The organism is Halomonas sp. I1 (assembly GCF_032334135.1).
Lineage (GTDB): Bacteria > Pseudomonadota > Gammaproteobacteria > Pseudomonadales > Halomonadaceae > Halomonas.
Genome location: NZ_JAVXUS010000015.1, coordinates 32247 through 46995, shown reverse-complemented (window position 1 = coordinate 46995; position 14749 = coordinate 32247). Strand labels below are relative to the sequence as shown.

Below are 14749 nucleotides of genomic sequence, written 5' to 3'. Positions count from 1 at the left end.
CATGCGGATGAACTTCACCACCGGCCGGCAGGTGCCCCTCGAGGTCGGCGTCGGCGCGCTGTCACGACTGCCCGAACTGTGCCAGGCCCATGGCGCCAGCAGTGCCCTGATCGTCACCGATGCCGGCATCGCCGCCACCGGCCTGGTCGACCGACTGGCCTCGCTGCTGGACGAGGAATTGACCGTGACACGCTTCATCGCGCCCGCCGGCGAGCCGACCCTGGCCACGGTCGACGCCGGCGCCGAGGCCGCTCGCCAGCTCGATTCTCCTCTGGTGATCGGCCTGGGCGGCGGCACGGCGCTGGACATCGCCAAGCTGGTGGCCGCCCTGGCGACCAGCCCGGGCACCATGGCCGACTACCTGCTGGCTCGCCGGCCCTGGTGGGGCCGACTACCGGCAGTGATGATCCCCACTACCTCGGGCACCGGGTCGGAAGTCACCCGGACCTCGGTCGTCGCCGACGACCAGGGACGCAAGCAGTGGGCCTGGGGTGACGAACTGCTGCCCGAGGCGGTGCTGCTCGATCCCGAACTGACGCGCACCCTGCCGGCGCCGCTGACCGCCGCCACCGGACTGGACGCCTTCGTGCACGCCCTCGAGGCGACCAGCGGACAGGGACGCCACGTCATCATCGAGGCGAGCGCGCTGCAGGCGATGCGCCTGATCGGGCAGGCCCTGCCCCGCGCGGTGGCCGACCCCGGCGACCTGGCGGCGCGCCAGCAGATGCAGGTCGCCGCCTGCCTCGCAGGCCAGTCGATCGATAACGGCGGCACGGGCCTGGGGCACAACATCGGCCATGCCCTCGGTTCGCTCTACCACCTGCCGCATGGCGTCGCCGTAACGCTCGGTGTGGAGGCCACCCTGGCCTGGACGATAGAGGGGCGCGAGGCCGTCTTCGCCCCGGCGGCCGCGGCCCTGGCGAGTGACGGTGTGACGCGCGACCTGCCCGCCCGTTTCAGCACCCTGGCCGATGCCGCCCGCTTCAACGAGGCACTGGCACCCTTCGCCGACCTCGAGATGGATGCCGAGGCGCTCGCCGCGAACATGCAGGCCGAGGAGAACGCCCCCATGGCCGACAACGCCGCGCGCCGGCCCGGTGCCGACGACTGGCACACGCTCGCCGAGGCCACGGTGTCGCGGTTCGAGCGCCGCCGAGCCGCCCTCGACACCGCCCGGGAGGAGACAGCATGAGTGTCATCGAACGCATCGAGGTCACCCACCACCAGCAACCGCTCGAGCCGCCCTTCCCGGCCGCCTGGGATAGCCAGCCGCGGCGGCGATTTCCGGCGACCCTGGTGCGGGTGATCGACAGCGAGGGGCGCGACGGTATCGGCTCCGGCGATGTCATGTACGGCTTCGAGGACTTTCGCTCGCTGTTCATCGGCCGTGATCCCCTGGACCTGGAGCGGCACAGCGGGGTGATCGACAACATCGGCTTCCATGCCGGGCGCTGCTGGCCGCTGGAGGTCGCGCTCTGGGACCTCGCCGGCAAGATCCGGGACGAGCCGGTCTGGCGCATGCTCGGCGGCACCTCGAATCGCCTGCGCGCCTATGCCTCCAGCGGCACCCATCGACCGATCGAGCGCCTGGTGGCCCTGGCCGAGCAGGTACGCGACGCCGGCTTCCCGGCCATGAAGCTGCGCTTCGGCCGCCCCCGGCTCGAGGACGACCTGGCGGCCCTGGCGGCGGTGCGCCAGGCGCTCGGCGCGTCCTTCACCCTGATGGTGGACTGCAATCAGGGCTGGCGCATGCCCTGGGACGTGCAGGCGCCCTGGGACCTGGCCAAGGCCACCGAGGTGGCTGAGGAACTGATCCGCCACGACGTGCTGTGGATGGAAGAACCGCTCTACCGAGGCGACTATCCCGGCATGGCGGCGCTCAACGAGCGCACCGGCGATCAGTTGAAGATCGCCGGCGGCGAAATGACCCGCGAGCCCTACGAGTTCCACGAGATGCTGCGGCGCGACTGCCTGGACGTCTACCAGCCCGACGCGGTCTGTTCGATCGGCATGTTGGGACTTTCCCGACTGGCGCGGGAGGTGACCGCCAGCGGCAAGTGGTTCACGCCGCATACCTGGGGCAACGGCATCGGCCTGATCGCCAATCTGCACCTGACCGCCGGCACTGTGGGCTCCGAGGGCTGTCCCTACCTGGAATTCCCTTTCGACCCGCCGGAATGGACGCCCGAAGCCCGTGACTATCCGCTTGTCGCCCCGATAACGACCGACGATGCCGGTTGGCTGACCCTCACGGAAGCACCGGGCCTGGGCATCAGGCTAGACGAGCAGCGCCTGCGCGATATCCGAGCCGACCAGGCCACCTATACCTGAAGTCGCCGTCGAGCGCCGCACGGTCGACTCAACCGGGGCCGGCAACGCCCGAATGCCGCCGGCCCCGGTAATTTTACGGATTTTTTATGCTGCCCCATGATTCCATGTCTGCCTCGTCGATGAGGCGGATAAAGGAGGGGCCGCTTCCATGCCCGATGTCCGAAGGGTCACGGATACCCTGCGCCGGTGGGCGCCCATTCTCCGGGTGCTCGCCGTGCTATGGCTGGTATTGGCCATGTTCATGGCGGTTCCGTTTCTGATACTGACCGTCGAGGGGGAAGCGGATGCCATGGCCTTCGGCCTCTCGATCGCCATCGTGCTTGCGACGGCGGCACTGTCGTGGCTCGTCACCTGGCGAACGCCGATCAGCCTCAAGCCCTGGCAGATGTTCGTGCTGACAACGCTCAGTTGGGTGACCATCAGCGGCTTCGCCAGTCTGCCACTGGCGCTGGGGGCGCCGCAGCTGTCTCTGACCAACGCGGTCTTCGAATCGGTGTCGGCGATCACCACCACGGGGTCGACGGTACTGGTCAACATCGAAACGCTCTCGGATGGCCTCAAGCTCTGGCGCGGCATCATGCAGTGGCTCGGCGGCATCGGCATCATTGTCATGGGGATCGCCATCCTGCCGTTTCTCAAGGTCGGTGGCATGCGCCTGTTCCATACCGAGTCGTCCGACTGGTCCGACAAGGTAATGCCGCGTACGGGCGGCATCGCCAAGGCGACACTGGGGATCTATTGCGGCTTCACCTCGCTGGCCGCGCTGGCCTACTATCTGGGTGGCATGCAGCCGCTCGATGCCGTCGTGCATGCCATGACGTCGCTTGCCACCGGCGGCTTCGCCAACAGCGATGCGTCCTTCGGCGCCTATGCCGAACAGCCTCAACTGTTGTGGATGGGTAGCCTGTTCATGCTGTGCGGCGCCCTGCCGTTCGTGCTCTACATCCGTTTTCTGCGGGGCTCACGCCTGGCCCTGGTACGTGACCAGCAGGTACAGGGCCTGCTGCTGCTGTTGTTGCTCGTCATCCTGGCGCTCACCGCCTGGCGAATCGGTCAGGGCACGCCCCCCTTCGCGTCCCTGACCCAGGTGACGTTCAACGTCGTGTCCGTGGTCACCACCACGGGTTATGCCTCGGACGATTACAGTGCCTGGGGGGCCATGGCCTTCGTGGCCTTCTTCTACCTCACCTTCGTGGGGGGCTGCAGCGGTTCGACCAGCGGCGGCATGAAGATATTTCGTTTCCAGGTCGCCATGCTGTTGCTCCGCGACCAGCTGCGCTACCTGATTCACGCCAGTGGTGTCTTCGTCTCTCGCTACAATAACCAGCCGCTGACCGATGACATCACCCGAGGCGTCGTGGCCTTCTCCTTCTTTTTCTTCCTGACGGTCGCCGGCCTGGCCCTGGGCCTTAGCCTGCTGGGTCTCGACCTCACCACGGCACTCTCCGGCGCGGCCACGGCGGTCGCCAATGTCGGTCCTGGCCTGGGCGAGACGATCGGCCCTGCCGGCAACTTCTCCTCTCTGCCTGACGCCGCCAAGTGGTTACTCTGTGTGGGCATGCTGATGGGCCGCCTGGAGATCCTCACGGTGCTGGTTCTTCTGACGCCCATGTTCTGGCGACAATAGCCGCCTCTCTCCCGTGATGCTGGATAACGACCAGGACGCCACCATGACCCGATCTTCCGTCACCGCCCTGCATGGCCCGCGAGTACTGGCGGCCCTCAGCGGCGGCAGCGAGGATGCCGCGCTGATTCGCTCGGCTCACCGTCTCGCCGAGCGCGAGCGTCTGCCTTGGGGAGCCGTGCACGTCGACGGAGGCCACAACGATGCCGACAGACGTCTCATCCTCGAGCAGGACGCTTCCAGAGTGGCGCGCCTGGGTGGCGAGATGCACATGGTCCAGGGCCAGGATCGCGCGGCGGAGCTGCTCCACTACGCCGACGAGCATCGCGTCGCGACACTGCTGGTGGGATGCTCACGCCCTTCCGGCTGGCGCTTCTGGCGCCGCTCCCTGCCCGAGCGACTGCTCCGCTCGGGCGGTGCCTTCGACCTGGTCATGATCGCCGAGACGCGCAAGCGTCCCCGGTTCCGTCCACGCCGAACCTGGCAGCGACTCCACCTGCGCGAGCCCGTGATCGCGGGGGTAAGTTCCCTGGGTGCCCTGGGAGCGGCCTGGCTCCTGCAAGCCTGGCTAGAACTCGCCAACCTGTCACTGGTGTTTCTCGCCGCGGTACTGGCCAGCGCCGCCCTGGCAGGCACCAGGGCCGCCATGCTGAGTGCCCTACTGGGGTTTCTGTCCTTCAACTTTTTCTTCACACAACCCCGGTTCTCACTGGCCATCCTCGAGAAGGAACAGTTACTCAGCGTGGTCTTCTTCCTATTGGTTGCCGTAGTGGTGGGCCAACTGGCCGGAACCGGACGTCGCCGCTTGCATGCCCTGCGCCACAGTCGGGAACAGTCCCAGCGATTGCTTGCCTACTCGAGGTCCCTCTCCGCGGCGACCGACCGGGACCAGGTATGCGATATCGGCCTCACCTCGCTGGAACGCTGGCTCCACGTCCCGGTCGCCTTCCTGGATTTCGAGCCGGGCGGCAGCCGGCCGAGCATTCACCAGGCTATCCCGCAGGGCACCGTGCTCGATGCTACCGCCCTGACGGCGGCGAGCTGGAGCTGGCAGCATCGCCGGCCCAGCGGCGTGGGCACCGGTCAGTTGGACGAGGACGATCAAGACTGGCGGATGCTGCCCTTGTCGGCCCGCGGACGGATCATCGGTGTAGTGGGGCTCGAACTCGGACAGCGCCCGGCACCGCTGCAACCCGACCATGAAGCGCTGCTGGAGTCCCTGCTCGGCCAGTTCGCCATGGCACTGGAGCGCACGCGCCTGGTCGGCGAGTTGGAGACGACACGGCTCTCGGAAGAAAACGAACGCCTGCGCTCGGCACTGCTTTCCTCCGTCTCCCATGATCTGCGCACCCCTCTGGCCTCGATCATCGGCTCGGCAAGCTCGTTGCGCGACCTGGGGACGCAGTTGAGCCATCAGGACAAGGCGGAACTGCTGGACGGGATTCTCAGCGAGAGCGAGCGCCTCGACCGCTACATCCAGAACCTGCTCGACATGACCCGACTGGGCCACGGCAACCTCAGGATCGAGCGTGACTGGATCTCGCTGGACGACCTCGTCGCGGCTGCCGTGCAACGCCTGGGGCCGGCAGCGCTGGACACCCTCGACCTGCAGCTCGACTGGCCGATCGGTCTTCCCCTGCTGCACGTGCATCCGGCCCTGATCGAACAGGCACTGGTCAACGTCATCGACAACGCCGCGCGTTTTTCTCCTCCCGGCGGCCAGATACGCCTTCAGGGTCGGCTCGACAACGACCATCGGCAGCTCGAGATCCGAGTGATGGACCAGGGACCCGGCATCGCCCCCGAGATGCGGGAAACCGTGTTCGACATGTTCCACACCGGAAGCGAAGGCGACCGCAGCCGATACGGCAGCGGCCTGGGACTGGCCATCTGCCGGGGAATGGTCGGCGCTCATGGCGGCAGTGTCGATGCCAGGCTCGGTCCACAAGGGCGCGGCACCATGATCACCCTTCATCTTCCGCTCCCCGTCGCGGCGCCCACTCAGGATCAGGAGACGCATCATGACGAATGAGCGCGACAAGGTGCTGGTCATCGACGACGAGCCACAGATTCGGCGCTTCCTGCGCATCAGCCTGGTCTCGCAAGGATTCAGCGTGATCGAGGCCGACACGGGGGCTCAGGGCATTGCCCGGGCTCGCGAGGAAACCCCGGATCTCGTCCTGCTCGATCTGGGGCTCCCCGACATGGACGGACAGGCCGTTCTGGATGAGCTGCGGGCTCAAGGCTCGGTGCCGGTCATCATCGTCTCGGTGCGCGGCCAGGAAGCCGAGAAGGTTCGCGCACTCGACAGCGGCGCCAATGACTATGTCACCAAGCCATTCGGCATCCAGGAACTCCTCGCCCGCGTGCGTTCGCTACTTCGTCACCAAAAGTCGCCAGACACCACGGAAGGCGTCGAGCACTATCGTCACGCGGGATTGACGGTCGATCTGTCGGCCCACCGAGTCAGCCTGCATGGCACCTCGGTGCGCCTCACCCCCAAGGAATATGCCGTGCTCGCCCTTCTGGTCCGGCAGGCCGGACGCGTGGTGACACAGGCCCAGCTGCTGCGTGACGTCTGGGGTGCCAGCCACACCCACGACAGTCACTACCTGCGCATCGTGATCAGCAAGCTGCGTCACAAGCTGGGCGATGATCCCCAATCGCCACGCCTGCTGCAGACCGAAGCAGGCATCGGCTATCGCCTACTGGCCCCTCGTGATGTCGCGACATGAACAGCCACCTCGACACGGCCAGCGCCGGACCCACCGAGATACAACGCACGGGCAATCCTGCAAAACGCTGAATTGCGTCCGCTCGATGACGCGGTTCATGCACTTTCGCCCGGCTTTTTGCTGTACCGTCGCGAGCAGGTTTCCACGCTGCCCAGTGTGGATTGTCGGGGAACCCGGTCGGCAAGATGGGGGTCGGGGGCCTATGATGTCTGTTTGTCACCTGCACCAGGAGAATGCGTGATATGTCGTCCCTGACCTTCAAGCCACGCCCCCGAGGTGGCAACTGGCCCGTCGTGCTCGGCTGGCTGGGTGTCATCCTGCTGGTGGTATCGGTGGCATTGATGGGCGCCGCGGGCCCGGCCTATCGGCTGGAGTGGCTGTCGCTGGGGTCGTCATTCACCTTGCTTCGCCAGGGCGCTCATCTGGCCCTCGGCGCCGGGGTGCTGGGCCTGCTGACCTTCATGGTGGCCGGGCTATGCCGGCGCTGGCGGCCGGCACTGGTGGGCATGCTGGTGATCCTGGCGGTGGCCGTCACCATTGCGCTGCCCGCCCAGATGATGCACTTGGCTCGTACCGTGCCGCCGATTCACGACATCACCACCGACATGACCGACCCGCCCGCCTTCGAGGCATTGGCGGATGAGCGCCGGGCGGCGCCCAATGCCGTCGCCTACCCCGGCGAGCCCACCGCCCGTCAACAGCGCATCGCCTATCCGCACCTCGCGCCGCTGACGCTGGACCGGCCGCTGGCGCGGGTCATGGCCGCCGTGGAGGCCACGGCCGAGGCCCGTGACTGGGATGTCGCCGAGACCACATCCAGCCGCCTCGAGGCCACCGCCACCACGCGCTGGTTCGGCTTCGAGGATGACATCGTGATTCGGCTGACCGAGACACCGAGCGGCGTTCGAGTCGACATGCGCTCGGCCTCGCGAATGGGGCGCAGCGACCTCGGCACCAATGCGGCCCGCATCCAGACCTTCCTCGAGGACGTGGCGCATCGCGCACGGCAATAGCGCCTTCACAGCGCGACCCGATTCGCTATCATCATGGCTTGGTCAATGACACAGGGAGCCGACATGAGCCTTGCCAGCGTACGCACCTTTCTCGCCGAGAAGGCCCCCGACATCGAGATACTGGAGCTCGAGTCCAGCACCGCCACCGTGGCCCTGGCCGCCGAGGCGCATGGGGTGGCACCGGGACAGATCGCCAAGACATTGGCCTTCCGGATCGGCGAACGGCAGGTGCTGGTCGTGGCCAGCGGCGATGCGCGGTTCGACAATCGCAAGATGCGAGACGCCTTCTCCGGCAAGGCGAAGATGCTCGATGCCGAGACCGTGCTGGCACTGACCGGCCATCCCGTGGGCGGTGTCTGCCCATTCGGCCTGGCCACGCGGATGCCGGTCTACTGCGATGCCTCACTGAAGGCTTACGACGAGGTGCTGCCCGCCGCCGGCGAGGTCAACAGCGCCGTGCGCCTCACCCCGGAGCGGCTCGCCGAACTCGTCGACGCCGAATGGGTCGACGTGTGCAAGACCCCGGAAGTCGTCTGAACCATGGCGGAACTCGAATGGTATCAGTACGCGCTCATCGGCTTGATCTTCGCCTGGAGCGGCTTCGTCAGGACGAGCCTGGGATTCGGTGGCGCAGTACTGGCGCTGCCCTTTCTGCTGCTGGTGCTCGATGAGCCGCTGGTCTTCCTGCCGATCGTCGCCATCCACCTGCTGATCTTCTCCAGCTGGATCGCCTGGCGCGGCCATCGCCAGACACGTGCCACCGACGATGCCCGGGCGGGCGATAGCGGCAATATCGACTGGCCCTATCTGTTCCGGGCACTGAAAATCATGATCGTGCCGAAACTGATCGGCGTGGTAGGGCTCCTGACCCTGCCGGGCAATATCATGTCGATCATCATCTTCGCGATCGTTCTCGTCTACGGCACGAGCTACTTGCTGAACAAACCGTTCCGCAGCCGGAGCAAGGTCGTCGATTGCGTGCTGCTGGGGCTGGGCGGTTACGTCAGCGGCACGTCGCTGATCGGCGCGCCCCTGATCGTCTCAGTGTTCGCCAGCCACGTGGCGAAGCATCAGCTACGCGATACCCTTTTCGTGCTGTGGTTCATCCTGGTGGCGATCAAGATGGTGTCGTTCGTCATCGCCGGCGTGGACCTGCAGTTGATCCATCAACTCTGGCTGCTGCCCTGTGCCCTGGCCGGCCACCTGCTCGGCGAGCGCGCCCACCGTTACATGCTGTCCGCCGGCAGCGGCGTCTTTTTCCGCGTGCTCGGCGCGGTGCTGATCCTGGTCAGCGTGATCGGGCTGGTCGTCGGGTCGGGTTGAGGGGAACGGTTCAGCCGCGCGCATTCAGGGCGCGGCGATATTCGTCGCGATAGGCTGCAACCCTGGCAGAGGGGTCGGCAGGGAGCCGCCCCAGTTCGGCGGCCAGGTCGAAGAAGCCCGTCGCCGGCAGCCCCTCGCCGCGCTGACTGACGACCAGGGCGGCGACCAGCGGGCGACCGTGGTGCACATCCTCGCGCATCAACGCTTCCAGGGCCGTCGTCACGCGCTGAATGGTCCGCGGCGGCCTCAGTCCCAGCGCCTCGGCGAGCTGGCGATAGGTCATCGGCAGGGCGGCATCGGGCACCGTTTCCAGCACACGACGCACCTGATCGGCCAACGCCGGCTCTCCAGCCCCGGAAGCGACGTGACCGTTCACGACAGTGCCTCGGCGATCTCGCGGTCGCCATCGAGCAGATCGAACTCACGATCCACCAGTTCACGTGACTGAACCAGGTGCAACAGGGCGCAGGCCACGTTGGCCCGCGAGACGGTATTGTCACCGCCGGTTTCCTCGAGCGAGGTGGCGACCTTGCGTGTCGCGGCATCGTCAGTCAGCCGGCCGGGCTTGAGGATCAGGTACGGCACTCCGGCATGCCGGAGATGCGCATCGGCGGCATACTTGGCCGCCGAGTAGGGGCGCAACGTCTCGGGAGCCGTCAGTGGATCCTCGGCACGCATGGCGCTGACCATCAGATAGCGCGACAGTCCCAGCTCGCTCGCCAGATCGGCGGCGCGAATCGCGCCGTGGAGGTCGATCATCAGCGTCTTGTCGGGGCCGGTATGTGGCCCGGAACCCGCCGTGAAGAGCACCTGGTCGCAACCGTCGAAGGCATGACGCAGCTCGCCTTCCAGGTCGGCCACCACGGTGTCGATGCCACGCTCCTCGAACCAGGCGCGTTGCTCGTCATTGCGCACCATCGCCTTGATGGGTTCGCCGGCGTCCCGGGCCAGCTCGCAGAACTGACGCCCGATCTGTCCGTTGGCGCCGATCACCAGTGTCGTCATGTTGCCTCCTCGAGTGGGATACCTTTTCCTTGCATGTGGGCCAGCCCCGGGAGATTCAAGGCCGAACCCGACGCGAAACCCTTCAGCACGGTTGCCGGTCATTTCCCAGGCCACCGGACATTGCCGTAAGATACCGCCCTCGTCATGACAGGAGCATGCCCGTGAATCCCGAGGATCTGGAACGACTGGTCACCCTGCGGATGCCCTTCGGCAAGTACGAGGGAACCCTGATCGCCGACCTGCCCGGCCCCTACCTCAACTGGTTCGCCCGGGAGGGCTTTCCAAGCGGCGAGATCGGCCGGCTGCTGCACCTGATGCATGAAATCGACCATAACGGTCTGGGCGGGTTGCTCGACCCACTGCGACACGGGTCGCAGGCGTGATCCCGGACCCGGGGAGCCTATGCTGCGTATATCCAACACCGTGGAACTGACCGACCAGGAGATCGAGATCACCCAGATTCGCGCCCAGGGCGCGGGTGGGCAGAACGTCAACAAGGTCGCCTCGGCGGTGCACCTGCGCTTCGACATACCCGGCTCGAGCCTGCCCCCCTTCTACAAGGAGCGCCTGATGGCGCTGTCGGATCGGCGCATCAGCAAGGACGGGGTGGTCATCATCAAGGCGCAGAACCACCGCACCCTGGAATTGAACAAGGAAGACGCCCTGGGACGGCTTCGTGAGTTGATCCAGGACGCCGTGCGACAACGCAAGACCCGCAAGGCGACCCGCCCCACCAAAGGCTCGCAGCGCCGCCGGGTCGACAAGAAGGTCAAGAAGGGCAGGACCAAGGCGCTGCGCGGCAAGGTGAAGCCCTGATCCGGCGTGTGCCCATGATGGCTAGGTCAGGCACGCATGATACCTCGACTCGGTGACGTCATGCCACAACCGCCCTTCTTCCCCGCCACCGGCGGCTCCATTCAAGCGTTCGAGGGCATCGCTGCCATGTCCATCCACATCGTTTCCCAGACATGACCATCCGGATCCGCGAGATTGCGGTTGTACATGAAACCGAGATCCTGAAGGGGATTGATGTCCGCCGTACCGCCATTGGCGGCAGCCGCTTCGTTCATGCCATCGACGGCCTCCCGACTCTCGCACGAGATGGCCAGCATCACTTCGCTGGAGGTGGCCGGCGGAATCGGTCGGCTGGTGAAGGTGCGCCACTTGTCATGGGTCAGCAGCATGACGTTGATCGTCTCGCTCCAGACCATGCAGGCCGCCGTTTCATCGGTGAACGTTGGATTATTCTCGAAACCGAGGGCCTGGTAGAACGCCATCGAGGCCCCGAGATCGGTCACGGGCAGGTTCACGAAAATCATCTTGTTCATGGTTCATCTCCGCCGGGTTGAAAATGTCGACAGCCAGAGGCGCCGTCTCAGGATAGTCGAGCGGAACGCCGCCATTTCGACAGACCATGTCCTGCGACGTGCCTGCAGCAGTTCGAGTCGCTCTGCCAGCCATTCGTCGCGTGTTCCGGTTCTGTGTTCCACCATCTCGGTATCTCCTTCGCATGATGCATGATCGATCGTTTCCCATCGGGCGTGTCGGTACCGGCCCATGGGATATAGTGAGTACAGGCTCGGCAGAACCGGGAGTAACAATGATGGCGACATTGCGATGGATGCCCTGATCGCAGCCGCGGGGCGCGCACTGGCGACGGGCGACCCGCTTGGCGCATTGAATCGGGTCGCCCTGCGCGAGGATGCGCCTGCCCTCGCCCTGAGAGGCATCGCCATGGCACAGCTCGGCGATCTCGCATTGGCCAGGGAGCGCCTGCGCGATGCCGCGCGAGCGTTTGGTGCAAACGCGGTGGTAGCCCGGGCACGATGCATTATCGCCGAGGCCGAGATCGCGCTCGTCTCGCGTGACCTCGGCAGGTCCACCAGAGCGCTCGACGATGCCCGTGCCACCTTGGAGGCACATGGCGACCACGTGAATGCGGCACATGCCCGCCATCTCGAAGCCCGCTACCGACTGCTGCGCGGTCGTCTCGACGAAGCCGACGAGATGCTCGTCGACATCGCCCCCGATGCTTTGCCACCTGCCCTGCGGGCCGCTCATGAACTGGTGGTAGCCGGCATCGCGATGCGTCGGCTCAAGACAGGCCGGGTTCATGCCGCACTCGCCAGAGCCGTGAATGCCGCCCGAACCGCCGGCATCCCGGCCCTGCTGGCGGAGGTCGAGACCGCCTCACGGGTACTGCACACCACCGCCGCACGTCGACTGACGCATGATGCCGAAAGCCCTTTGCTGCTGGCGGATGTCGAGGCACTCCTGGCATCACCCGCTCTCGTGGTGGATGGGTGCCGTCATGTGGTGCGCCAGGCCGATACGCTGCTCTCGCTCAGCCGGCGACCGGTACTGTTCGCGCTCGTCCGCGCCCTCGGCGCGTCATGGCCCTCGGATGTCTCGAGGGAACGCCTCATCAAGCACGCGTTCCGCACGCAGTACGTCGATGACACGCATCGTGCACGACTGCGAGTCGAGATCGGCCGGTTGCGTACGGTGTTGCGCCCGCTGGCCGACGTAAGCGCGACGCGAGGCGGATTCTCGCTTGTGCCGCACGACGCTCACGAGATCGTCGTTCTGATCCCCCCTGACGACACCCCGCATGCCGATGTGCTCGCGCTGCTCGCCGACGGCGAAGCCTGGTCGAGTTCAGCCCTGGCACTCGCTCTCGGGGTCAGCCAACGTACCGCGCAGCGCTCGCTCGATGCGCTGGCAGCGGCGGATAAGGTCCAGGCCTATGGTCGCGGCCGAGCGCGTCGCTGGATGACAGGCGCCATCCCCGGTTTCACGACAACCTTGTTACTCCCCGGTCCATTACCCGGCAGCTAGTCTGGGTCAGGTAATCGACAACCAAGGAGAAGACAATGCAACGATATTCAGCCGAAGTGATCCACGAGTACGGCCCCTTTCCCGGCATCGAGTGCGTGCATGGCGTGACGTTCGACGGCCGCTACGTCTGGCTGGCGACCGGCGAGACATTGACCACCTTCGACCCGGACAGCGGCAGCACGGGGCGATCGGTGGATGCTGCCGCATCTGCCGGCACGGCCTTCGATGGCCGGCACCTGTTCCAGATCGCCGGCAAGCGCATCCAGCGCATCGATCCAGAGACGGGAGACGTGCTCGCGACGATCCCCTCGCCCAGCGGCGATGATGACTCGGGGCTGGCCTGGGCCGAAGGGACGCTATGGGTGGGGCAGTACGAGGGACGCAAGGTCCTCCAGGTCGACCCCCGGACCGGCGACGTGCTGCGTACCCTAGAATCCAACCGCAGGGTCACCGGGGTCACCTGGGTCGATGGCGAGCTCTGGCACGGCACCTGGGAAAGCGACGAGAGCGATGTGAGACGGATCGACCCGCACACGGGCGAGGTCCAGCAGCGACTCGAACTGCCGACCGATACGCACGTCTCGGGCCTAGAGTCCGATGGGGCTGACTATTTCTTCTGCGGCGGCGGTCCCAGCGGGCGGCTAAGGACCATCCGGCGCCCGCGGCAGGGTGCGTGATATCTCGCCCCGCCCTCGACCTGTGTGGCCCTCCCCGGGCCACCATGGCTCGAGATGTCGGCCCACACCGCCTTCAGCCAACGACGACCAGCCTGGGCCATATCGACGTCCAATCCTTGCTTCGATATCGTTCGTGGAAGGCCGCCATGTTCCGGCATCTCGGATTATAGGTCACCTTGCCTTCCAGCAACGAGGCCAGGCCGAATGGGGCCACCAGCGACAGGCGCTGATCCCTGCCGAGATGAACGCCCACGGCCGTTTCCTGCTCGACCCAATATGTCATGGCATCGCACGTCGAGCGATAGGGCGCATCGCCATTGCGCCCATGCATCCTGGCCTGATTCTTGACCGACCATGGCAGATTCGACACGGCATGCAGAGATGCCTCCAGATCACGGTCCCGGGCCTCCGAATCATCGCGAGCATCGAAGTACACGAGATCGATGTCATTGAGCGGCGTCGGTTGTGTGTATCCGTGGAGCCGATCCCACACCAGGTTGCGCACGAACCCGGCGGCCAGACACCAGTCACCCAGGCGCAGCCGCTCGGCAAGCGCCAGCGCCTCGAGTCGGACCGAGTCGGCACGCAGCCAGGCCAGCACCTTGCTTTCCAGTTCGTGGCACATCGCGGTGACCTCTCCTATCCGACAGGGTTGGCCATCTCTCGCCATTGCGTTCGGCACAGGCGATACAGGCGAACCTCGCGGCCATGGAAGCGACTCGTGACAAATGCCCGGAACCCGATCTTTTCCGCCACGCGAATGGAGGCCAGATTCGCCGGCTCGATGACGGCCACCACCGTTTCCAGGCGCAGAACGTCAAAGCCATGCGCCATCACGGTTCGAGCCGCTTCGGGGGCCAGCCCGCGATGCCAGAACCGCCTGGCCAGGCGATAGCCGATCCCGACCTCCTCGACACCTTCCACTTCCTCGGGCACCAGTCCGCAGAACCCCACGAACTCATTCGACTCCCGATCGATCAGCGCCATGGGGCCGAAACCACGGATCGCATGGCAGTCCCGGCTCCAACCCAGGAAACGACGGGTCGCCCGGCGATCGCAGACACCCCGAACGGAAAACCGCATCACGTCCGGATCGCCCAGGATGGCCGTCAAGTCGGACAGATCCCCCTTCGACAAGGGACGAATGACCAGCCTCTCCGTCTCGAACGAAGGAATACGCCGTTTGATCATGCGCGTCATGGC

The 14749-nt window shown here is 65.9% G+C and carries 17 protein-coding genes; 12 read left to right on the top strand and 5 right to left on the bottom strand.

Going from position 1 to position 14749, the window contains the following annotated elements; all coding sequences use genetic code 11:
• Position 1: 1 nt before the first annotated feature.
• From RSO41_RS14475 to RSO41_RS14440, 8 genes are all read left to right on the top strand, one after another.
• On the top strand, positions 2–1192 hold the full coding sequence (locus RSO41_RS14475; protein WP_315619868.1) for an iron-containing alcohol dehydrogenase: 1191 nt from the start codon (positions 2–4) through the stop codon (positions 1190–1192).
• Positions 1189–2331, top strand: coding sequence for a mandelate racemase/muconate lactonizing enzyme family protein (locus tag RSO41_RS14470; protein ID WP_315619867.1), 1143 nt, complete (start codon positions 1189–1191; stop codon positions 2329–2331). Before RSO41_RS14475 ends, RSO41_RS14470 begins: the two co-directional genes overlap by 4 nt.
• A 148-nt stretch (positions 2332–2479) precedes the next feature.
• On the top strand, positions 2480–3958 hold the full coding sequence (trkI, locus tag RSO41_RS14465; protein ID WP_315619866.1) for a Trk system potassium transporter TrkI: 1479 nt from the start codon (positions 2480–2482) through the stop codon (positions 3956–3958).
• Positions 3959–4001: 43 nt separating this feature from the next.
• Positions 4002–5987 carry an ATP-binding protein gene (locus RSO41_RS14460; protein WP_315619865.1) on the top strand — a complete coding sequence of 662 codons (1986 nt, stop codon included), beginning with the start codon at positions 4002–4004 and terminating at the stop codon, positions 5985–5987.
• The gene (locus RSO41_RS14455; RefSeq protein WP_315619864.1) at positions 5977–6690 is read left to right on the top strand and encodes a response regulator transcription factor; all 714 of its coding nucleotides are present in this window, start codon (positions 5977–5979) and stop codon (positions 6688–6690) included. Before RSO41_RS14460 ends, RSO41_RS14455 begins: the two co-directional genes overlap by 11 nt.
• Positions 6691–6932: 242 nt before the next feature.
• Positions 6933–7703 carry a DUF1499 domain-containing protein gene (locus RSO41_RS14450; RefSeq protein ID WP_315619863.1) on the top strand — a complete coding sequence of 257 codons (771 nt, stop codon included), beginning with the start codon at positions 6933–6935 and terminating at the stop codon, positions 7701–7703.
• A 63-nt stretch (positions 7704–7766) separates the two neighbouring features.
• Entirely contained in the window at positions 7767–8240 is a 474-nt protein-coding gene (locus tag RSO41_RS14445; protein WP_315619862.1) for a YbaK/EbsC family protein, read from the top strand.
• A 3-nt stretch (positions 8241–8243) separates the two neighbouring features.
• Positions 8244–9026, top strand: coding sequence for a TSUP family transporter (locus tag RSO41_RS14440; RefSeq protein WP_315619861.1), 783 nt, complete (start codon positions 8244–8246; stop codon positions 9024–9026).
• A gap of 10 nt (positions 9027–9036) precedes the next feature.
• On the opposite strand, the gene RSO41_RS14435 is transcribed toward RSO41_RS14440, so the two are convergent.
• Positions 9037–9402, bottom strand: a complete 366-nt coding sequence (locus RSO41_RS14435; protein ID WP_315619860.1) for a hypothetical protein — start codon at positions 9400–9402, stop codon at positions 9037–9039.
• Complete coding sequence (locus RSO41_RS14430) at positions 9399–10031, bottom strand: SDR family oxidoreductase (protein WP_315619859.1); 633 nt, start codon at positions 10029–10031, stop codon at positions 9399–9401. The genes RSO41_RS14435 and RSO41_RS14430 overlap by 4 nt, the downstream gene beginning before the upstream one ends.
• Before the next feature lie 161 nt (positions 10032–10192).
• On the opposite strand from RSO41_RS14430, the gene RSO41_RS14425 reads away from it, so the two are divergent.
• Both RSO41_RS14425 and arfB read left to right on the top strand, forming a co-directional pair.
• Positions 10193–10414: a DUF3820 family protein gene (locus tag RSO41_RS14425; protein WP_315619913.1), complete on the top strand. Its 222-nt coding sequence runs from the start codon at positions 10193–10195 to the stop codon at positions 10412–10414.
• Between the two features lie 19 nt (positions 10415–10433).
• Positions 10434–10847, top strand: a complete 414-nt coding sequence (arfB, locus tag RSO41_RS14420; protein ID WP_315619858.1) for an alternative ribosome rescue aminoacyl-tRNA hydrolase ArfB — start codon at positions 10434–10436, stop codon at positions 10845–10847.
• Positions 10848–10948: 101 nt separating this feature from the next.
• Here the strand turns inward: arfB and RSO41_RS14415 are convergent, their stop codons facing one another.
• A complete protein-coding gene (locus RSO41_RS14415) occupies positions 10949–11359 on the bottom strand; it encodes a VOC family protein (RefSeq protein ID WP_315619856.1) in 411 nt (136 codons plus the stop codon).
• Positions 11360–11648: 289 nt separating this feature from the next.
• Here RSO41_RS14415 and RSO41_RS14410 point away from each other — a divergent pair, with 289 nt between their 5' ends.
• Both RSO41_RS14410 and RSO41_RS14405 read left to right on the top strand, forming a co-directional pair.
• Positions 11649–12869 carry a helix-turn-helix domain-containing protein gene (locus RSO41_RS14410; protein WP_315619855.1) on the top strand — a complete coding sequence of 407 codons (1221 nt, stop codon included), beginning with the start codon at positions 11649–11651 and terminating at the stop codon, positions 12867–12869.
• Positions 12870–12904: 35 nt separating this feature from the next.
• Complete coding sequence (locus tag RSO41_RS14405) at positions 12905–13546, top strand: glutamine cyclotransferase (protein ID WP_315619853.1); 642 nt, start codon at positions 12905–12907, stop codon at positions 13544–13546.
• Positions 13547–13619: 73 nt separating this feature from the next.
• On the opposite strand, the gene RSO41_RS14400 is transcribed toward RSO41_RS14405, so the two are convergent.
• Both RSO41_RS14400 and RSO41_RS14395 read right to left on the bottom strand, forming a co-directional pair.
• Complete coding sequence (locus tag RSO41_RS14400) at positions 13620–14171, bottom strand: nucleotidyltransferase family protein (protein ID WP_315619852.1); 552 nt, start codon at positions 14169–14171, stop codon at positions 13620–13622.
• Between the two features lie 14 nt (positions 14172–14185).
• Positions 14186–14737, bottom strand: coding sequence for a GNAT family N-acetyltransferase (locus RSO41_RS14395; RefSeq protein ID WP_315619851.1), 552 nt, complete (start codon positions 14735–14737; stop codon positions 14186–14188).
• Positions 14738–14749 lie beyond the last annotated feature (12 nt).

What these genes read in the sequence shown, in the direction of transcription:
- RSO41_RS14475 (WP_315619868.1), top strand. Translation starts at nt 2, where the DNA reads ATGCGGATGAACTTCACCACCGGCCGGCAGGTGCCCCTCGAGGTCGGC.
- RSO41_RS14470 (WP_315619867.1), top strand. Translation starts at nt 1,189, where the DNA reads ATGAGTGTCATCGAACGCATCGAGGTCACCCACCACCAGCAACCGCTC.
- trkI (WP_315619866.1), top strand. Translation starts at nt 2,480, where the DNA reads ATGCCCGATGTCCGAAGGGTCACGGATACCCTGCGCCGGTGGGCGCCC.
- RSO41_RS14460 (WP_315619865.1), top strand. Translation starts at nt 4,002, where the DNA reads ATGACCCGATCTTCCGTCACCGCCCTGCATGGCCCGCGAGTACTGGCG.
- RSO41_RS14455 (WP_315619864.1), top strand. Translation starts at nt 5,977, where the DNA reads ATGACGAATGAGCGCGACAAGGTGCTGGTCATCGACGACGAGCCACAG.
- RSO41_RS14450 (WP_315619863.1), top strand. Translation starts at nt 6,933, where the DNA reads ATGTCGTCCCTGACCTTCAAGCCACGCCCCCGAGGTGGCAACTGGCCC.
- RSO41_RS14445 (WP_315619862.1), top strand. Translation starts at nt 7,767, where the DNA reads ATGAGCCTTGCCAGCGTACGCACCTTTCTCGCCGAGAAGGCCCCCGAC.
- RSO41_RS14440 (WP_315619861.1), top strand. Translation starts at nt 8,244, where the DNA reads ATGGCGGAACTCGAATGGTATCAGTACGCGCTCATCGGCTTGATCTTC.
- RSO41_RS14430 (WP_315619859.1), bottom strand. Translation starts at nt 10,031, where the DNA reads ATGACGACACTGGTGATCGGCGCCAACGGACAGATCGGGCGTCAGTTC.
- arfB (WP_315619858.1), top strand. Translation starts at nt 10,434, where the DNA reads ATGCTGCGTATATCCAACACCGTGGAACTGACCGACCAGGAGATCGAG.
- RSO41_RS14415 (WP_315619856.1), bottom strand. Translation starts at nt 11,359, where the DNA reads ATGAACAAGATGATTTTCGTGAACCTGCCCGTGACCGATCTCGGGGCC.
- RSO41_RS14410 (WP_315619855.1), top strand. Translation starts at nt 11,649, where the DNA reads ATGGATGCCCTGATCGCAGCCGCGGGGCGCGCACTGGCGACGGGCGAC.
- RSO41_RS14405 (WP_315619853.1), top strand. Translation starts at nt 12,905, where the DNA reads ATGCAACGATATTCAGCCGAAGTGATCCACGAGTACGGCCCCTTTCCC.
- RSO41_RS14400 (WP_315619852.1), bottom strand. Translation starts at nt 14,171, where the DNA reads ATGTGCCACGAACTGGAAAGCAAGGTGCTGGCCTGGCTGCGTGCCGAC.
- RSO41_RS14395 (WP_315619851.1), bottom strand. Translation starts at nt 14,737, where the DNA reads ATGATCAAACGGCGTATTCCTTCGTTCGAGACGGAGAGGCTGGTCATT.